The following is a 16,152-nucleotide window of genomic DNA, read 5'->3' on the forward strand; positions in this document are numbered from 1 at the left end:
CCTCGGCTCGACACGGAAGTGCCGCCACGGGAACGGCGTCCGCCGACTCCACCAGCGCCCTCCACCCTCACCGGTCGACAGCGATGGCGATCTTGCCACGCGGGCGTCCGCGACCCTCGCCGGTGGAGCCGCCCTCGAGCAGAGCGTGCGCCTGCGCGATGTCGGCCAGCGGTAGAACGGCTCCGATCACCGGCCGGATCTTGTCCTGCTCGACCAGTCGGCCGAGGGCCGCGAGCTTCGCGCGGTCGGGGCTGACGAAGAGGAAGTGGTAGGTCGCGTTCACCCCCCATGCGGCGAGCAGGTTCTGAGGTTCGGGGATGTCCACGATGGACACCACCCGGCCCCGGTCGGTGAGGACCTCCGGGCTGCGGGTGAGGGTGTCCCCGCCCACCGTGTCCAGCACGACGTCCACCCCACCCAGCGCGCGGACCTGCGGCACGTAGTCACCGGCCGAGAAATCGATCGCGTGGTCGGCTCCCAGACCGGTGACGAACTCGTGATCCCGTGCCCGTGCGGTGGTCACCACCTCGGCCCCCAGCGCGTCGGCGACCTGGATGGCGACCGAGCCGACCCCGCCCGCTCCACCGTGCACCAGGACTCGTTCACCGAGCCGCACCTTCGCCCGTTCGACCAGTGCCTCCCACACCGTCATGCCCACGAGTGCGAGACCGGCGGCCTCGACGTGCGACAGCTGTGCGGGCTTGGGGGAGACCAGGGCCTGGTCGACGACGTGGAACTCGGCGTAGGTGCCCTGTCCGGCGAAGACCGGCGCCAAGTACCAGACCTCGTCGCCCGGCTGGAACTCGTCCGCCCCGGGGCCCGTCTCGACCACCACGCCGGACACGTCGTTGCCGATCACCGTGGGCAGCGCCACCTGGTCTCGGTAGTCGCCGCGCCGGGTCTGCAGGTCAAGGGGGTTGACGGACGTGGCCAGCACACGCACCAGCACCTGTCCGGGTCCGGGCGTGGGTCTCGGCAGCTCTCTGGCGGCGAACGCGGTGTCCGCGTTGCCGAAACGGACGAGTTCCATGACGCGCATCGAAGTGGACATGCGGCGATCATAGATCGTCATATTGCGAATCGTCAATATGTAAGTGGGTTACGATCATCGCATGTTCTCGGAGGCGGAGTTGCTCGCTGTGTTCCGGGCCCTGTCCAATCCGGCCCGCCGACAGATGCTGGTGTGGCTCAAGGACCCGATGGGTTTTCCCGGCCAGGAGCCCGGCGATGTCGAGATCGGTGTCTGCGTGAGCGACATCCAGCGGCGGACCGGTCTCGGGCAGTCGACCACGTCGCAATACCTGGCGATGCTGCGGGAAGCAGGGCTGGTGGTCGCCACCCGGCGAGGCAAGTGGACCTACTACCGCCGCGACGAGGCGAACATCGCCCGCCTCCTGGAGACCCTGCGCGACGTGTTCTAGGTGTATTGATCACGAGCGTTGTCAACGAATGCCCGGCTGACCGTTCACGGCAGGCGGCTTCTCATCGAGCGTGTCCGCACGGGCCGTCCGGTCGCGCATGTCGCAGCCGAGATGGGCATCTCACGCGTGACGCCCACAAGGACGACACCGCACCGCACCCCGGCGACGTGCTGCGGCAGGCTGCCACTGAATCGGTCTGGCCTCTCGACCGCGCTGTCGAAGCGGCAGCGCTGGCGAGCGCCGGATTACCGATGCGGTGCTTTCCTTCGGCAGGATGGGCGCATGACCGAGACCGAGATCCGCACGCCCCGTCTTCTGCTCCGTAGCTGGCACGACGACGACCTCACGTCGATGGCCGACATCAACGCGGACCCACGGGTTATGCGCTGGACTGACGACGGCTCGGTGCGCGACCTGGAGCACACAGCCGAGGACATCGAGCGTTGGGAGGAGGAGTGGGACGAGGAGGGCTTCGGACTCTTCGCCGTCGAACTGCTGGCCTCGGGTGAACTGATCGGTTTCACAGGCCTGTCCGTGCCCGAGTTCCTGCCGGAGGTGATGCCCGCGGTGGCGATCAGCTGGCGGCTCGGATCACCGTTCTGGGGCCAGGGATACGCGTCCGAAGCCGCGCACGCCACACTGGAGTTCGCACTCCAGGACCGCGGCCTGGACCGTGTCATCAGCATCAGCCGGTTGGGGGACAACGCCTCCGAGAACGTCATCCGCAAGCTCGGCATGGCGCCCGAGCGGGAGACGACCCACCCGGTATACGGCTACCCACTGCGCGTTCATGCCATCGACCTCACCGAGTTCCAGGCATGAACCCGCCCAGCCGTCGATCATCACAAGACAGCCGACCACTGCCCCTGCGTCCCTGAACGCATTGATCGCGGCGACAAGGACACCCAGGATGGGACGGCCCCTCCCTGCCACTGACATGCTCCTTCACGGAACCGGGGACAGAGCCCGTTTCGAAGTCCGTGAAAGCGGCGGATCGCTACGTTCATGCCTGCTCAGTCGGCGGTGAAGGCGGGGTAGTCGGTGTAGCCCTTGGTGTGACCGGCGTAGTGGGTGTCCCCGTCACTGTCGGCCAGCGGGTGGCCCTGCGCGAAGCGCTCGACCAGGTCGGGGTTGGCGATGAAGGGGGCTCCGAAGGAGACCGCGTCGACGATGCGGTGGTCGAGGAGCTCGTTGCCGAGTGTTCGGGTGAAGCCCAGGTTGGCGACGATGTTTCCCTGATAGTGGGCACGGTAGCGGGAGAAGACGGTGATGCGCTCGTCGATGGTGCCGGGGGTTCCCAGGAGGTGCAGATAGGCCAGATCGCTGTCGTTCAGCCTCTTGAGCAGCTGGTCGTAGTCGGCGAGGGTCTCTTCATCCGCGGTGAATGCGGTCCCGCTGGTCCAGAGCGGGGACATCTTGACGCCGATTCGGTCGCTGCCCCACACATCGCTGACGGCGTCGAGGATGTCGTTGAGGAACCGGGCGCGTTTCTCGCTGCTGCCCCCGTAGGAGTCGGTGCGCTGGTTGAGACGGGGGTTGAGGAACTGAGGGATCAAGTGCTGGCCCTGGGCGTGGATCTCTACACCGTCGAAACCGGCGCGGCGGGCGTTGTCAGCCGCGTGGCGGTAGTCGGCGATGGTCTGGGCGATCTCGGCGCTGGTGAACGCGCGCGGGGTGACCGTGTCCTTCGGACCGGAAGGGGTGAAGGACTGTTCGCCCGGGTTGATGGCCGAAGGGCCCGACGGCAGGCGTCCGCCGAAGTGGTCGGGATGCGAGACCGCTCCGACGTGGCCCAGCTGGGAGACGATGCGCCCGCCCTCCTCGTGGACGGCTTCGGTGACCCTCGACCAGCCGGCGGTCTGCGTGTCGGTGTAGATGCCGGGGACGTTGATGAAACCGATCGCGTCGGGGCTCACCCATGTTCCCTCGGTGACGATCAGTCCGGCGCTTGCGCGCTGTGCGTAGTAAGTGGCGTGCAGATCGGTCGGGGTCAGCTCGGCGTTGTGGGCGCGGGCGCGGGTCATGGGGGCCATGACGACGCTGTTGGGAAGTTCCAGCGCGCCGAGGCGGACGGGCTGCAGCAGGGGCTGGGTTGTCATGGGTGTTCTCCTTGGCATGAGGGTGGATGGGAGGAGGGCGGGGGACGGGGAATCGGGGTCGGACTCAGTCCTGTTTGAGGGCGTGGAGACCTGAGAGCGGGCCGCCGAGCTGCATGAGGCGTCCGCCCTCGCGCAGAGGGCCGAGGTCGACGGGGGCGAACCCGAAGTCGGCGGTGAGGTCCTTGACGGTCGTCTTGGCGTCGGCGTCGTCACCGGCGAGGAACAGCACCTGACGTCCGGCCGGGTGGCGCGGGTCGGCGGCGATGTAGCGGCCGTAGAGGGTGTTGAACGCCTTGACGACGCGGGCTCCGGGGAGCATCGAGGCGACGTATTCACTGCCGGTCAGCTCGCCCAGGTCCGCGGTCTGCGCATGCGGCGGAGGGGAGGCGAACTGGTTGGTGGCATCGATGACGATGCGTCCGCCGAGGTGCGGCAGGCCGGCCGCCACGTCCGGGATCTGGGGCCAGCCGACAGCGAGGACGACGAGCCCTGCCGCGGCGGCTTCCTCCGGGGTGCCGGCGCGGGCGAGTGGTCCGAGCTCCTCTGCGAGCCCGGCCAGGGAGGCGGGGCCGCGGCTGTTGCTCAGTACGATCTCGTGGCCGCGGGCCACGGCATGACGTGCGATGGACCGGGCGACGGTTCCGGCGCCGAGGGTTCCGATCTTCATGACGGTCTCTTTCGCAGGGTTGAGGACGGGACGCTGGTGAGCAGGACTGTTCCGCTCTTGCCGGGGCGGCGGACATGTTCGACGGCCGTGGCGAACTCGGCGAGGTCGTAGCCTGCCGCGACTTCGAAGAGCTCGGGAGCGGTCGTGGCCAGGCGGGTGGCGAAGGAGATGTCCTCGGCTCGTTCCTCACGCGTCCGGGTCATCCACTGCCCGATGGACAGGCCCCGTACGGTCAGGGCCCGCGGGGTCAGCGCCAGGGACTCCAGCGGCGTGCTGCCGGGACCCAGTTGGCCGTAGGTGATCAGCGTTCCGCCGTCTTCGAGCAGCCCGGTCAGCTCACCGGTCAAGGACCCACCCACTGCGTCCAGTACGACCCGCGCGCCCCGGCCGCCGCTCGCCTCCCGGACCTGGGCGCGCCAGTTGGCGTCGGCCGTCGATATGGTCGGCAGTTCGGGGAAGCGCTGCCGCAGTGTCTGTGCCCCTGTGGCGTCTCGTACCAGGTTGACGAGTGGGATGCCGTGTTCGAGCGCTGCGGCGCTGACCATTTTTCCGACCGACGAACCGGCGGCCGTCTGAATGACCGGTCCCGACCGGCTGTGCCGGGCGTCTTCGACGGCGCGCAGCAACGTGAGCAGAGTGAGTGGGTTGACCAGCATCAGGGCAGCGGTCTGGTCACTTACGCCCTCAGGTACCGGCACCACCAGATCGGCCGGCGCCGTGAGGTGTTCGCTCCATGCGCCCGGTACCGGGAAGAACGCGACCCGCTGACCAGGCAGGAGATGCCGTACGTCGTCGCCGACGGTGTCGACGACGCCCATTCCCTCCAGCCCGGGGATCCGTGGCGTGGCGAACCGCTGTTGCGGCGCACCGGCGAATCCCTGCACTCCTGCCAGGTCACCGGGGTGGATGGGCCGGGACAGCACCCGCACCCGCACCTGCCCGGCTGCCGGGGCCGGTGGGGGTGGCCGCTCACTCAGGCGCAGTACCTGGCTGGCCTCTCCGTGCCGATCGTGCGCGATGGTCCGCATGACACTCCCAATCCCATAATGATGACGACTGACATTGAAACTCTTGGTATGATGATGAGTGACATCGAAAAGGTCAAGTCGAGAGTGACGTGAGAGGACGGCAATGCCGCGCATCACCAAGGAGGACAAGGCCCGCAACCGGGAGAACATCCTCGACGCCGCGGGCCGCATGTTCCGCCTGCGGGGCATCGACGCGATCGGCATCGCAGAGCTGATGAAGGAGGCCGGACTCACTCACGGCGGCTTCTACAACCACTTCGCTTCCAAGAGCGAACTCGTCGTCGAGGTGTGCGGAGCCTCTTTCGCCGCTTCGCTCGGAAGCCTGGCCCGAACGATCGAGGAGGGCCCGGACCAGAGCGGCTCTCCCCTGAAACGGGTTGTGGACGGATACCTTTCCACGGCACACCGTGACGCCCCGAACGGCGGCTGCCCTTCCGCGTCCCTGGTCACCGACGCCGGACGCCACAGCGAAGCCGTACAGCGCGCGTACGCCGAAGGGGTCGAGGGTTATCTGGCGGGCTTCGCCGCCGAGTTCCTGCGCGAAGCCGAGGAGGAGGGGCGTGAGCTCGACCCCGACGAGGCCCGTCGCAAGGCCATGCGGCTGCTCAGCGAAATGGTCGGCGCGATGATGCTCGCCCGCGCCGTCCGCCATGTCGAGCCCGACCTGTCCGACGAAATCCTGCGGACCGGCCGCGGCAACCTCCTCGACTGACGGTTCGCCACCGCGCAGGCGTCCCGGACGGAGGTGCGGGCGCCGCGACTGAGAGGGCGGCGGCGGACTGCCGCCGGCAAGCGGGGGAGCCGTAGTCGACGGCGTCGTAGGAGCGGTTGAGGGCTTTGGTGACCTCGAATCGGGCGGCGGCGTACCGGTCGGGGTCGCTTCCCGCGGCGATCAGGTCGGCCACCGATCGGCAGGCCGCCGCGACCGACGCGCGCTCCGCCACTCCGGCCCGCAGAGGCCAGGCGGGAGGGGTGATCCAGACCGGGTGGATGGGCTTCGGCCCAGCCGCACCCGCAACGCCGGACGCCTCTTCCCTCGGCTCCGTCGGGTCACTTCCTGAGGGGCGGGCCGTGAGCGGCGGCGATCCTGCCCCGAAGCATGAGGTCCATCACGGCCATGTAGCGCTGGGCACGCGGTCGGCCGAGTACGAACGGATTGCCCCCCTCCGGCTGCTGCCGCAGCTTCTCGGCACGCTGGAGCCCGTGGTCGTTGGGGTGATTGGAGAGTTCTACGTCGACACCCGCCTCGCGCATCCGTGCCCGGAAGGAACGGATGGCCGCCCGGTAGGACCGAAGTTCCGTGAGGCTCACGGGCGGATTGGTGCCGCCCCACAGCATGGCCGTATGGCGCATGCGTCCCGCGCGCAAGGGGATGATCGGCGAGACGGTGCCTGCCGTATGGCCCGGCGTGTGGTGCAGCCGGATGCTGGTGCCTCCGAGTGCGAGGCACTGGCCGTCCGCGATCTCCAAGTCCCTCGCGGGTGCGTGGTCCGGGTCGGCGCGGGCGACGAGATCCCAGTCGGCCGGCGTCATCAGCACGCGTGCGCCGTATCGGTCGGCGAGGTACTGGGCCCCGCCGAAGTGGTCGTCATGGCCATGGGTGACGACGACGTACCTGATGGTCTCGGGTGCGGCCCCCACCTCCCGCAGCCCGCCCACGACGACGGCCTCGGCCTCCGCGGAGGAGGTGAGCGCGTCGATCAGGACGATGCCCTCTCCGGTGAGCACGGCCATGGCCGACACCCAACCCGCGCTCAGCATGACCAGGTTGTCGAAGAGCTTGATCGGCGCCGGTGAGGGCGGCCGGGGAAGTTCGACACCAGGGGTCAGGGCCCGGGCAAGGGCGAGCAGGACCGGGTCGCTGCCGGCCAGCGCCCGAGCCCGGTCGTAGTAGACCTGCCCGCCCCCTTCGGCAGTGGCGGCAGCCGAAGCAGCGCCGGGCGCTCCGGCACCGGCGACCAGTCCGAGCGCGGCAATCCGGGTGAACGAGCGTCTGGTGAAGCCTGCTGCCGAGTCGCCGGGAGACGATGACGGTCGCATGGGCTCTCCTTGCTCTCCTGAAGGAGCGTGTGGTCGTGGGCCACCCGGGAGTCACGACAGTCGCCAGAGCCTGCGACGTGACGACTGGCCGCAGTCGACCAGGATGCCAGATCACGCGTGCGGCAGGAGCTGTTCGCGCACCCATTCCGGGGCGGGGTTGGTGTGCGGGCGGCCCGCCACGACGACGGTCGGCACGGTCTCGTTGCCGTCGTTGGCATCCCGCACCGCTGTGGCTGCCGCCGGGTCGCGCCAAATGTTGACCCAGTGCAACTGGCGTCCGCTGCGGCCCAGCCGGAAGCGCAGTCGTATGCAGTACGTGCAGCCTGGCCGCCAGTAGACGACCGGCCGGCCGTCTACCGCGGCGCGGTCTTGTGCCTCGCGCGCACCGATCGACCTCGGGAAGACGAGGGGAGAGTGCACGCCGGCGAGTACCAGGAACACCAGTAGGAGTGCCGCGGCAGTGCCGGGGTCCCCCGTGAGGGCCGGCCGAGTCGCGACGGCTGAGCCGCAGAGCACGAACACCATCGGCAAGATCCAAGCGCGCATCATGATGACGCAGGCTATCGCTGAGCCGAACTGCCCAGGAGCCACCGCCCCATTTCGCAGACCGAACCGGCGCCGAGGGCCGGCGCGAGTATCGCCGTCGGTCGCCCGACGGCCCTGGCGGACGAACCTCCGCGCCTCCGGGTGGGTACTCACTGGGGGCCCCTCCGAGGGAGAGTCCATGGCTACGGATCACCCCGCCACGATCCGTCCACCAAGATCACGCGGGCGGGCTGACCCGGGCAGAGGGGCGCGTGACCATGTGGATGTCGAACGTGTCGGCGCCCAGACCGCCCGCGATGCCCATGAAGAGCAGAGCGAAGGTGGCGTTGACCAGTACTTCTGCGTGGTCGGCTGTCTCACTCAGGCCCGACACGGGGAGGTCTGTCCGTTCCCCGGGGCGACGTGAACCGAGCAGCACGTCGTGTCCTGCGTCCCACCATCCGCGGGCCGGCGCTCGGGCGACGTTGCCGGTGCCGAGTAGTGCTGGACGCGGCGGCGTGCGCTCCCCGCGTGCGTGGCAGGGCGGCGGCGTACAGACCCTCGCCTGTGCGCAACAGCGGTGTCATGATGGTGAGTTATGGCTGAGGGGGACGGTGTGGTGACGCGCGGTATCCGGATCCGGCTGGACGGGACCGAGAGGGCGACTGACATCGTCGCCCTGCACAAGTGGCTGGAACGGGAGAAACCGCTCGCCGACCTGGCCCGGATCGACCAGCTCCGCATCACCGAACAGAGCCGGACCGACGAGGCCGGCACCCCCATGGGCACCGGCATGGACATCGTCGTGGCGGTCCTCGGGGGCGCCGCAGGCGCGATGTTCCAGGGCGTGGTGGACCAGGTCAGACGATCCGTGGAGGCATGGCAGGCCAACCGCCGTGCGGTGGAGGAAGGCGATCCGCCCCAGGTGCGCGTCGAGCCGGTGCGACCCGACGACAGGTAGGCGGCCGGTGACCGGTTACGACCCGCGGGGGAAGGCGAACCGGGCGCTGTTGGTCGGAGTGTCCGAGTACGACAACACGGCGCCGCCGGACGGCGTGCCCGGCGACCTACCCGCGGTCAAACACAACCTGAACCGGCTGGCGGAGGCGCTGCGGCACGGCGGTGTGTTCGCCGAGCGGGAGATCACGGTGTGCCGCTCTCCCGACCAGGGCACCTTCGACCAGGAGCTGTGGAAGGCGGCCAACGAGGCGGACGGTGTCCTGCTGCTGTACTTCGCCGGGCACGGGGCGATTCCGAACGCGGGCGACGAGCTGTTCCTGCAGATGCGCAACGCACGCGTGGTGGCGGGCGGCCACGCGGTCTTTCCGGGCGCGGTGCTGTTCAGCCTGGCGCAGGCGATGCTCACCGCCAGTTCGGCACGGCGGATCGTGGTCGTCCTCGACTGCTGCTTCGCCGGCAACGCCGCCTGGGTCCGCCCGGAGACCCCCGACAAACGGCGGCTGCTGCTGATGAGCGTGCAGCCCAATCACCGCATCGACGCGGGTGATCCCGACACGCCGACGCCGTTCACCGCCGAGCTGGTGAAGCTGTTGGAGGCGGGCGGCGATGTGTCGTTCCGCGCCCTCGTGGACGACCTGCGGGCCCGGATGTCCGCCGCGGGTCACCGGACGGTACGGGGTGACGCCTGGGAACCGGAGAGCCGTGCCGAGCCCGGCATGGACGTGCTGCTCGCCGCCGGGCCAGGGGGGACCGGAAGCCCGCCCGCTCCTGACCCTGCCCCCGGCCCCGGCCCTGCCCCCGGCCCCGGCCCTGCCCCCGGCCCCGGCCCTGGGCCTGTGCCCTGGGCCCCCGACCCCGACCCTGGGCCTCTCCGTCGGGTCGGGGCGGTTCTGGTCGGATGGCTGGGCGGGATGGGCGCAGCCTGGGGGGCTTTGATCCGTCGTAGGCGTGACTCCGGGGCCCGGGAGGGTCAGGGCGGCGACGGGAATCCCGGTGTGCGGGCGGGTGACACGGGAGACGAGGACGGAACGAGAGGGGAGTGGCGGCGGACGCGGCGGCTGGTCGCCGGGGGTGTCGTCATGCTGGTCCTGGCCGTCACCGCCCTCGGTATCGGCGTCTACCGTCATTTCGTTCTGACCGGCGGCCCCTCCTCCTGCGCCCCACCCCTGGAACTGCGGGTGCTCACCGACCCCGACCTCGAGCCGACCGTCCGGGCCGCAGCCGACGCGTATCTGACGTCGGAGGCGAACACCACCGGCGACGACTGTCGCCGCAGCGGCATCACCGTCTACAGCGCGGGCGCCGCCGACGCGGTCACCGCCCTGCGCAAGCAGACCGGTGCCTGGCAGGAACCCCGCGAGGCCGACACCAACCCGCAGCGCGACGTCGGCCCGCAGCCCGACGTGTGGATACCCGCTTCCCCGGCCGACGCCGCCCGGGCCGTCGCGGGGCAGGACACCGACGCCGTGGCCGAACTGGACGCCGACCGAGAGCCCTTCGCGTACTCTCCCGTCGTGCTCGCCGTCCCGCAGGGCATCGCCGTCGACGAGCTGGACGACCGTACCGGCCCCCCACTCACCCGGATGATCGACGACCTGCGTGCACGGCACGCGGACGCGGCCGTGCGCCGCCCCGACCCGGAGTTCACCGACACCGGGCTGCTGGCCACGATCGCCCTGTACGGCACCCAGGGCGCGGCCGGCGCCGACGGCCCCCGCCGCGCCGAGGGCCGGGTCGCCCAGTCCGGGCCGCCCGCTCCGACCGCCGCCGAGCTGCTGTGCGCGCTGCCCGACGACGACGCCGTCGACAACCGCACCGCGGCCCTCGTCCCCGAGTTCCTGCTGAAGAGCGGCATCGGCTGCGACAGCGCGCGCCGCACCCCGCGCATGGCCCAGTACCCGGGTGACGTCCCGGGTCTGGAGCCGGTCTTCGTCCGCGTCCGCTGGCAGGGCGCCGACCGCGACGAGGCCGACCGGGACCGTGAGGCGGAGGCCTTCCGGGAGTGGCTCACCGGCGAGGGCGGCCGGGTGGCCTTCGCCCGGGACGGCTTCCGCGCGGCCACCGGCGACCGGGCCCTGCTGGACCCCACCGAGGTCGCCGAAGGGGTGCTGAGGGCGCCGTCGCCGCTCACCGAGTCCGCCGGACGGGACGCGATGGAGGCGTCGTTGGGGGAGTACCGGGGCGCCAACGGGCCCGGCCGCGTGCTGTTCCTGCTCGACAGTTCCGGCTCCATGGCCGGCCAGTGGGAGGGGCCCAGCGGTGGGCCAGGCCTGCTGAAACAGTCGCTGGGCGGGCTCGGCGACCGGGACGAGTACGCCGTGTGGGCGGTGTCGGACGCAGGTGAGGACACGTACGACACTCTGCTCCCCTTCGGCCCGCACTCCGGCAAGGACGCCGAGCGAGCCATCGACCGTGAGGCCCAGGTCCGGGACGCCGAGGCGAACCCGCTCGGGGCGCTGCGGGCCGCTCTCGACGCCATGGAGGTCCGGGACGCCGTCGACGAACGCCCCGGCCTGATCGTCTTCGTCACCGACGACGAGGACGCGGACCGGCTCGCCGACGACGGCTTCGGCAACCTCCTGGACATCGCCCGCGCGAGAGGGCTGCCGATCGCGATGGTCTCCCTGAAGGGCGGAGGCTGCGACGCGGGGAAGCCGGACGCCCGGATCTCCAAGGCCAGCGGCGGCCGGTGCCTGGACGCCGACGACGATCTCGGCGCCGCCCTGCACGACGAGGTCGCGCGCACCGGAACGGGGGAGACCTGATGCGCGGAGTACGGCTGCGACGACAGTCTCGGCGGCGGCTGGTGGTACTGCCGGCAGCGCTGTGTCTGCTGCTGCCGACCGCGTGCAGTGGTGGTGGCGGCGACGGCGGAAGCGGACCCGCGGCGCCGCCCTCCGTCGACGTGCCCGGCGACATCGTCGTCGCCAGCGGCCGGGACGTCACAGGCAAGAACGGCGTCCGCCAGCGGCTCATCGACGCCTGGAACACCGAGCAGGAGAAGGCCGGCACCGGCTACCGGGCCCGACTGGTCGAACTCCCCGGCAGCGCCGACGAACAGCGCAGCCAACTGCTCGGCGCGCTCCAGTCCGGCAGCGCCGCCTACGACGTGGTCAACCTCGACGTCACCTGGGTCCCGGAGTTCGCCGCCGCGGACCTGATCAGCCCACTGCCCGAGACGCTGCTCGACGACGACGTCATCGCCCCCGTCGCGAGCACCGCCCGCTGGGACGGCAACGTGTACGCCGCCCCCTTCAACAGCGATGTCGGCCTGCTTTACTACCGCCGCGACCACCTGAGCCAGGCGGACGTCGAGCAGACCGACCTGACGGGCGGCCTGGACTGGCCGGAACTGAAGACGCTGATCAATGCCGTCGGCGACCACAAGCCCGACGGCTACGACAAGGGCTGGACGACCCAGCTCGCCACGTACGAGGGGCGGACGGTCAACGCCGTGGAGGCGTTCGCGTCGGCCGTACCGGACCTCACGCTCACCGGCGAGGACGGCCACTACGACGCCACCGTCGAGGAGTTGACCGAGGGCATCAGCGAGCTGCGCCGTCGCACCGAGGCCGCGTACGTGCTCCCGGACGCCTTCCACTCCGACGAGGCGGCTTCCCTCGGTGACTTCACCGCGGGCCGCACCACCTTCCTGCGCCACTGGCCGTACGTGTATCCCGCCCTGCACCAGTCGTTCCCCGGCGACGACCGGCTCGGTGTGACCGCGTTGCCGGGGCGGGCCGTCCTCGGCGGCCAGAACCTCGCCGTGACCGCGGCGTCCCAGCGCAGGACCAAGGCGGCCGACCTGATCGAGTACCTGACCGGCAAGGAGAGCGAACGCTGCCTGCTGGACGCCGGTTTCGCGGCGACGCGCAGCTCCGCATACACGGACGATGCCGTGACGTGCGCGGTGGGTACGGCGAGGCCCTCGGCGGCGCCGACCGGGGAGAGCGCCGACACCGTGCCCCGCGACGCGGCCGGCCGCCCGGAGTACGCCCGCGACATCCTGCTGCCCGCCCTCCAGAAGGCGGTGCACCGCCCCCGCACCCCGCTGTACGGCGCCTTCACCCAGACCTTCACCACCGAGCTGGGCGCCCTCTTCGCCGACGACCCGCCGAGTGACGGGGAATTGGCGCGCCGCTTGGACGAAGCGCTTAGACGCGCCCTGCCGGACTGAGGGGCGGCCGCGCCGGGCGAGGGCCTCAGATGTTCGGTCACGTTTCCTCTCGACGAGCCCCGGGCCGCCGACGAGGCCATGGCTGAGCGGACCGCCGGGCGGATCATCGGGGCCACGGCTGGTGGAGTGCCTTCGGCAAGCGCAGGGGCCGCGGGAGGGACGCCGAAGCCGGGCCGCCAGTCCATGGTGATCTGGTGCGGCGGGACTTCACCGCAGCCGGGCCGGACTGGTAGCGGCTGTGCCGGGCTTTACCGAGCACGCCACCGGAGAGGGCAAGCTGTACCCGTGTGCCGTCAGGGCGTGTACTGCTGCCGCGGCGTGGGGTATTCCATCGACTCCCGGATGAAGTCAAGCCTCGCCCACGATGGAAGGCCAGCCGCATCCTTCACAGCCTCGGAGACTCTCCGCAACCGCTCTGCGCGGTATGTGCCCCGCGGCTGTCTGCTCACCACCACGCACGCGGAGGGGAACTCGGCGATGCGCTGGAGCAGATCGGCATCGTCCACCCGCAAGAAGGCTCCGAGCATCGCAGGCCTCAGACTTCTCGACCGCCGCTGCTGTTCGAGATCACGCCGGAACTCGTCAATCCCCTCGATGAGACCAGACAACAGGTTCGTCCCGAAATGAACGGGACGATTGCCGTCCTCCAGGACTGCCTGTACGTCGAATCGCTTGGAGAACGACGGATCCATACGCCCGTCCGGGCATTAAAAGGGGATCCAAGACGGGACGAAATCCTGTCTCAGAGGGTCGTAGGAGCGCACCACAGCGGGCGGGTGCCGAGCCCGGTGACGTCCAGGGCGAGTTCGGCGTACATCGCGTTCGCCCACGAGAACCAGGGGCGGGTGAAGCGGCGGGGGTCGTCCTTGTGGAACGACTCGTGCATCTGGCCCGTGCCCGCGTCGGTCGACAGGAGCCTGCGCAGAGCCGTCAGGCGCTCGTCCTCGCCGCCGGTCAGGCCCTGCACGGCAATGGCGATCGGCCAGATGTGCTCGTCGGGTGTGTGCGGGCTGCCGATGCCCTCGGCGGCGGTGCCCCGGTGCCAGGTGGGGTTGGCCGGGGAGAGGACGAACCGTCGTGTGGCGAGGTAGAGCGGGTCCGTGACGGGAACGTCCGCGATCAGGGGCAGCGAGAGCAGTCCGGGCATGTTGGCGTCGTCCATCAGCAGCGCGTTGCCGTGGCCGTCCACCTCGTACGCGTAGACAGTGCCGAACTCGGAGTGCTCCACGGTGCCGTGCCGCGCGGTGGCTGCCCGCAGCTCCGCTGCGAGGTGGGCTGCGTTCTCGGCCAGCTCCATGTCACGGGCGGGGCGGGCCAGTTCGGCGACGGCGTCGAGGGCGGCGGCGGCGCACAGGTTCGCGGGGACGTTGTACCCGTAGGCGCAGGCGTCGTCGCTCGGCCGGAAGCCGCTCCACGTCATGCCGGTCCGGGCGACGGGCGTGCCCCGGCCCGCGTTCGGCAGCGTGTCGCTCGGTGAGCCGCCCTCGCGGCGGAAGCGGTACGTGGAGAGGCGTTCGTGGTCCTGCTCCGTGCGCCACAGCGCGATGACCGTGCGCGCGGTCCGCAGGGTGTCCGGGACGTGGTCCGTCCGCCCGGTCGCCACCGAGAAGCGGTGGGCCAGCAGGAGGGGGAGCGCGAGAGAGTCGACCTCGTACTTCTCCTCCCACACCCAGGGGTCCTCGCACAGGTCCGCCGGGTCGTGGGCCTGTCCGGACGGTCCGGCGTTGAAGGCGTTGGCGTACGGATCGCGGGCGATCTGGGCGAACTGGCGGCGCAGCACGGCGAGTACCAGTTCCTGAAGGCCGTCGTCGTCGCGCAGCAGGGCCAGGTACGGCATCAGCTGCGTGGTGGAGTCGCGCAGCCACATGGCGGGGATGTCGCCGGTCACGACGAAGGCCGTGCCATCGGGCATCGGCCGGACCGTGCGGGCCAGGGTGTCGTCCAGGCAGCGCGTCAGCATCCGGCCGAAGCGCGGATCACCGAGGTCGTCGAGTCGTCGGACTGCCTCCCGGACGGTGGGGTGGTCCTTGACGCTGGTGGGGAAGCTGGGGAAGCCCATGGGGCGGCCTTTCGGCTCGGCTGGGGTGCGTCCCGCATCGGCTGCGGGTGCGTCCCGTAACGTGGGGAGTGGGTCCGGCGCCGGCGGGTGCGTGGTGCGGACGCGGGTGTCAGGTGCCGGCCGACGGGCGGTCGGGCCCGTTCCCGGAGGGGGCTCCGTGGCGGACCACGTGGGTGGGGACGGTGACGCGGCGGGAGGCCCGCGGCGCCGCGTCATCCTGTTCCAGGCGGTCGATCAGCAGACGTGCGGCCTGGCGGCCGATCTCGTCGGCGTCGTAGGAGACGAGGGTCAGCGGCAGCCCGAGGACGTCGGACAGGTCGAAGTCGTCGAAGCCGGCGACGGGCAGGGTGGTCCCGGCCTTGTACAGGGCCCGGATGGCGCCCTGACTGATGCGGTTGTTGGTGCAGAAGAGCGCGGTGGGGCCATCGACCCGCCCGAGCAGGTCCAGGGTGGCCCGCTCCGCGGCCGCGGAGTCGACCAGGCCCTGGCGGATCAGGGAGTGGTCCGGCTCGACGCCGACCTCCTCGTGCGCCGCCCAGAACCCGCGCAGGCGCTCGGCACCGGTGTAGAGCGCCGGCGGGTTGCCGAGGAAGGCGACGCGGGTGTGTCCGTCGGCCAGGAGGCAGGCGGTGGCCTCCCGCGCGCCGTGGAAGTCCTCGACCAGCACGCAGTCCGTGTCCAGACCGGCGGGCGGCCGGGCGGCGAAGACGACCGGGACGTGCCGCATGGCGCTCGCCAGGTGCTGCTGCCGGCTGCCCGCCGGTACGACGATCAGCCCTTCGACCTGGTGGTCGACGAGTCCGTCGATGAGTTCGGGTTCCCGGTCGGCCTCCTCGCCCGAGTTGCTGAGCAGCATGCGGAAGCCGTACTCCGTCGCCACCTCCTGGACGCCGAGCGCGAGGCGCGAGTAGAAGGGGTTGGCGAGGTTGGTGACGACGAGACCGATCATGCCGCTGCCGCCGAGGCGGAGACTGCGGGCGGTCTGATTGCGGCGGTAGCCGAGTCGGTCGACCGCCGCGAAGACCCGCTCGCGGGTCGCTTCCGACACGCCCGGGTCGTTCTTGAGTACGCGTGAGACGGTCATGGCGCTGACCTGCGCGAGCTTGCCGACGTCGTGCATCGTCGGCCCGCTACCCCGGCGAGCGGTCATGCTCCTGCCCCCTCCTCTGCCCGTCT

14 protein-coding genes and 3 pseudogenes are annotated in these 16,152 nt (G+C 70.7%); 8 read left to right on the forward strand and 9 right to left on the reverse strand.

Annotation, left to right across the window (positions count from 1 at the left end):
- Nucleotides 1-67 precede the first annotated feature (67 nt).
- Nucleotides 68-1,051 carry a zinc-binding dehydrogenase gene (locus OIE75_RS39860; protein WP_329473865.1) on the reverse strand — a complete coding sequence of 328 codons (984 nt, stop codon included), beginning with the start codon at nt 1,049-1,051 and terminating at the stop codon, nt 68-70.
- A 61-nt stretch (nt 1,052-1,112) separates the two neighbouring features.
- On the opposite strand from OIE75_RS39860, the gene OIE75_RS39865 reads away from it, so the two are divergent.
- The 3 genes and pseudogenes from OIE75_RS39865 to OIE75_RS39875 all read left to right on the forward strand — a co-directional run bounded on the left by OIE75_RS39865 (nt 1,113) and on the right by OIE75_RS39875 (nt 2,243).
- The gene (locus OIE75_RS39865; protein ID WP_307017362.1) at nt 1,113-1,421 is read left to right on the forward strand and encodes an ArsR/SmtB family transcription factor; all 309 of its coding nucleotides are present in this window, start codon (nt 1,113-1,115) and stop codon (nt 1,419-1,421) included.
- 18 nt (nt 1,422-1,439) lie between these two features.
- Nucleotides 1,440-1,553 (forward strand): annotated as a pseudogene (locus OIE75_RS39870) (IS481 family transposase); the annotation flags it as partial.
- Between the two features lie 150 nt (nt 1,554-1,703).
- Nucleotides 1,704-2,243, forward strand: a complete 540-nt coding sequence (locus OIE75_RS39875; RefSeq protein WP_329474164.1) for a GNAT family N-acetyltransferase — start codon at nt 1,704-1,706, stop codon at nt 2,241-2,243.
- 191 nt (nt 2,244-2,434) lie between these two features.
- Here OIE75_RS39875 and OIE75_RS39880 read toward each other — a convergent pair whose 3' ends face one another.
- The 3 genes from OIE75_RS39880 to OIE75_RS39890 form a co-directional block, all read right to left on the reverse strand.
- Nucleotides 2,435-3,520, reverse strand: coding sequence for an alkene reductase (locus tag OIE75_RS39880; RefSeq protein ID WP_329473866.1), 1,086 nt, complete (start codon nt 3,518-3,520; stop codon nt 2,435-2,437).
- Between the two features lie 64 nt (nt 3,521-3,584).
- Nucleotides 3,585-4,187: an NADPH-dependent F420 reductase gene (locus OIE75_RS39885; RefSeq protein ID WP_307017368.1), complete on the reverse strand. Its 603-nt coding sequence runs from the start codon at nt 4,185-4,187 to the stop codon at nt 3,585-3,587.
- Nucleotides 4,184-5,215, reverse strand: a complete 1,032-nt coding sequence (locus OIE75_RS39890) for an alcohol dehydrogenase catalytic domain-containing protein (protein ID WP_329473867.1) — start codon at nt 5,213-5,215, stop codon at nt 4,184-4,186. Before OIE75_RS39890 ends, OIE75_RS39885 begins: the two co-directional genes overlap by 4 nt.
- 103 nt (nt 5,216-5,318) lie before the next feature.
- Here OIE75_RS39890 and OIE75_RS39895 point away from each other — a divergent pair, with 103 nt between their 5' ends.
- Nucleotides 5,319-5,927, forward strand: a complete 609-nt coding sequence (locus OIE75_RS39895; RefSeq protein WP_307017372.1) for a TetR/AcrR family transcriptional regulator — start codon at nt 5,319-5,321, stop codon at nt 5,925-5,927.
- A gap of 338 nt (nt 5,928-6,265) precedes the next feature.
- Here OIE75_RS39895 and OIE75_RS39900 read toward each other — a convergent pair whose 3' ends face one another.
- From OIE75_RS39900 to OIE75_RS39910, 3 genes and pseudogenes are all read right to left on the reverse strand, one after another.
- Nucleotides 6,266-7,255 (reverse strand): MBL fold metallo-hydrolase, encoded by a 990-nt coding sequence (locus tag OIE75_RS39900; protein ID WP_329473868.1) that lies wholly within the window; start codon nt 7,253-7,255, stop codon nt 6,266-6,268.
- Nucleotides 7,256-7,366: 111 nt separating this feature from the next.
- Complete coding sequence (locus OIE75_RS39905) at nt 7,367-7,804, reverse strand: glutaredoxin domain-containing protein (protein WP_329473869.1); 438 nt, start codon at nt 7,802-7,804, stop codon at nt 7,367-7,369.
- A 274-nt stretch (nt 7,805-8,078) separates the two neighbouring features.
- A pseudogene (locus OIE75_RS39910) lies at nt 8,079-8,291 on the reverse strand (NAD(P)-binding domain-containing protein); the annotation flags it as partial.
- A gap of 87 nt (nt 8,292-8,378) precedes the next feature.
- Here OIE75_RS39910 and OIE75_RS39915 point away from each other — a divergent pair.
- The 4 genes and pseudogenes from OIE75_RS39915 to OIE75_RS39930 all read left to right on the forward strand — a co-directional run.
- Nucleotides 8,379-8,741, forward strand: a complete 363-nt coding sequence (locus OIE75_RS39915) for a hypothetical protein (RefSeq protein WP_122619469.1) — start codon at nt 8,379-8,381, stop codon at nt 8,739-8,741.
- A 7-nt stretch (nt 8,742-8,748) separates the two neighbouring features.
- Nucleotides 8,749-11,505, forward strand: a complete 2,757-nt coding sequence (locus OIE75_RS39920) for a substrate-binding domain-containing protein (RefSeq protein WP_329473870.1) — start codon at nt 8,749-8,751, stop codon at nt 11,503-11,505.
- Nucleotides 11,505-12,917 carry an extracellular solute-binding protein gene (locus tag OIE75_RS39925; protein WP_329473871.1) on the forward strand — a complete coding sequence of 471 codons (1,413 nt, stop codon included), beginning with the start codon at nt 11,505-11,507 and terminating at the stop codon, nt 12,915-12,917. Before OIE75_RS39920 ends, OIE75_RS39925 begins: the two co-directional genes overlap by 1 nt.
- Before the next feature lie 107 nt (nt 12,918-13,024).
- A pseudogene (locus OIE75_RS39930) lies at nt 13,025-13,277 on the forward strand (IS3 family transposase); the annotation flags it as partial.
- A 382-nt stretch (nt 13,278-13,659) separates the two neighbouring features.
- Here OIE75_RS39930 and OIE75_RS39935 read toward each other — a convergent pair.
- Nucleotides 13,660-14,976, reverse strand: coding sequence for a glycoside hydrolase family 125 protein (locus OIE75_RS39935; RefSeq protein WP_329473872.1), 1,317 nt, complete (start codon nt 14,974-14,976; stop codon nt 13,660-13,662).
- Nucleotides 14,977-15,085: 109 nt separating this feature from the next.
- Nucleotides 15,086-16,126 carry a LacI family DNA-binding transcriptional regulator gene (locus tag OIE75_RS39940; RefSeq protein WP_307017384.1) on the reverse strand — a complete coding sequence of 347 codons (1,041 nt, stop codon included), beginning with the start codon at nt 16,124-16,126 and terminating at the stop codon, nt 15,086-15,088.
- Nucleotides 16,127-16,152 lie beyond the last annotated feature (26 nt).

Source organism: Streptomyces sp. NBC_01723 (assembly GCF_036246005.1).
In the GTDB taxonomy this organism is placed as follows: domain Bacteria; phylum Actinomycetota; class Actinomycetes; order Streptomycetales; family Streptomycetaceae; genus Streptomyces.

Bases quoted from the DNA above. Each gene is read 5' to 3' on its own strand.
- OIE75_RS39935 (WP_329473872.1), bottom strand. From the start codon at position 14,976: ATGGGCTTCCCCAGCTTCCCCACCAGCGTCAAGGACCACCCCACCGTC.
- OIE75_RS39875 (WP_329474164.1), top strand. From the start codon at position 1,704: ATGACCGAGACCGAGATCCGCACGCCCCGTCTTCTGCTCCGTAGCTGG.
- OIE75_RS39940 (WP_307017384.1), bottom strand. From the start codon at position 16,126: ATGACCGCTCGCCGGGGTAGCGGGCCGACGATGCACGACGTCGGCAAG.
- OIE75_RS39905 (WP_329473869.1), bottom strand. From the start codon at position 7,804: ATGATGCGCGCTTGGATCTTGCCGATGGTGTTCGTGCTCTGCGGCTCA.
- OIE75_RS39890 (WP_329473867.1), bottom strand. From the start codon at position 5,215: ATGCGGACCATCGCGCACGATCGGCACGGAGAGGCCAGCCAGGTACTG.
- OIE75_RS39860 (WP_329473865.1), bottom strand. From the start codon at position 1,051: ATGTCCACTTCGATGCGCGTCATGGAACTCGTCCGTTTCGGCAACGCG.
- OIE75_RS39885 (WP_307017368.1), bottom strand. From the start codon at position 4,187: ATGAAGATCGGAACCCTCGGCGCCGGAACCGTCGCCCGGTCCATCGCA.
- OIE75_RS39925 (WP_329473871.1), top strand. From the start codon at position 11,505: ATGCGCGGAGTACGGCTGCGACGACAGTCTCGGCGGCGGCTGGTGGTA.
- OIE75_RS39900 (WP_329473868.1), bottom strand. From the start codon at position 7,255: ATGCGACCGTCATCGTCTCCCGGCGACTCGGCAGCAGGCTTCACCAGA.
- OIE75_RS39865 (WP_307017362.1), top strand. From the start codon at position 1,113: ATGTTCTCGGAGGCGGAGTTGCTCGCTGTGTTCCGGGCCCTGTCCAAT.
- OIE75_RS39915 (WP_122619469.1), top strand. From the start codon at position 8,379: ATGGCTGAGGGGGACGGTGTGGTGACGCGCGGTATCCGGATCCGGCTG.
- OIE75_RS39895 (WP_307017372.1), top strand. From the start codon at position 5,319: ATGCCGCGCATCACCAAGGAGGACAAGGCCCGCAACCGGGAGAACATC.
- OIE75_RS39880 (WP_329473866.1), bottom strand. From the start codon at position 3,520: ATGACAACCCAGCCCCTGCTGCAGCCCGTCCGCCTCGGCGCGCTGGAA.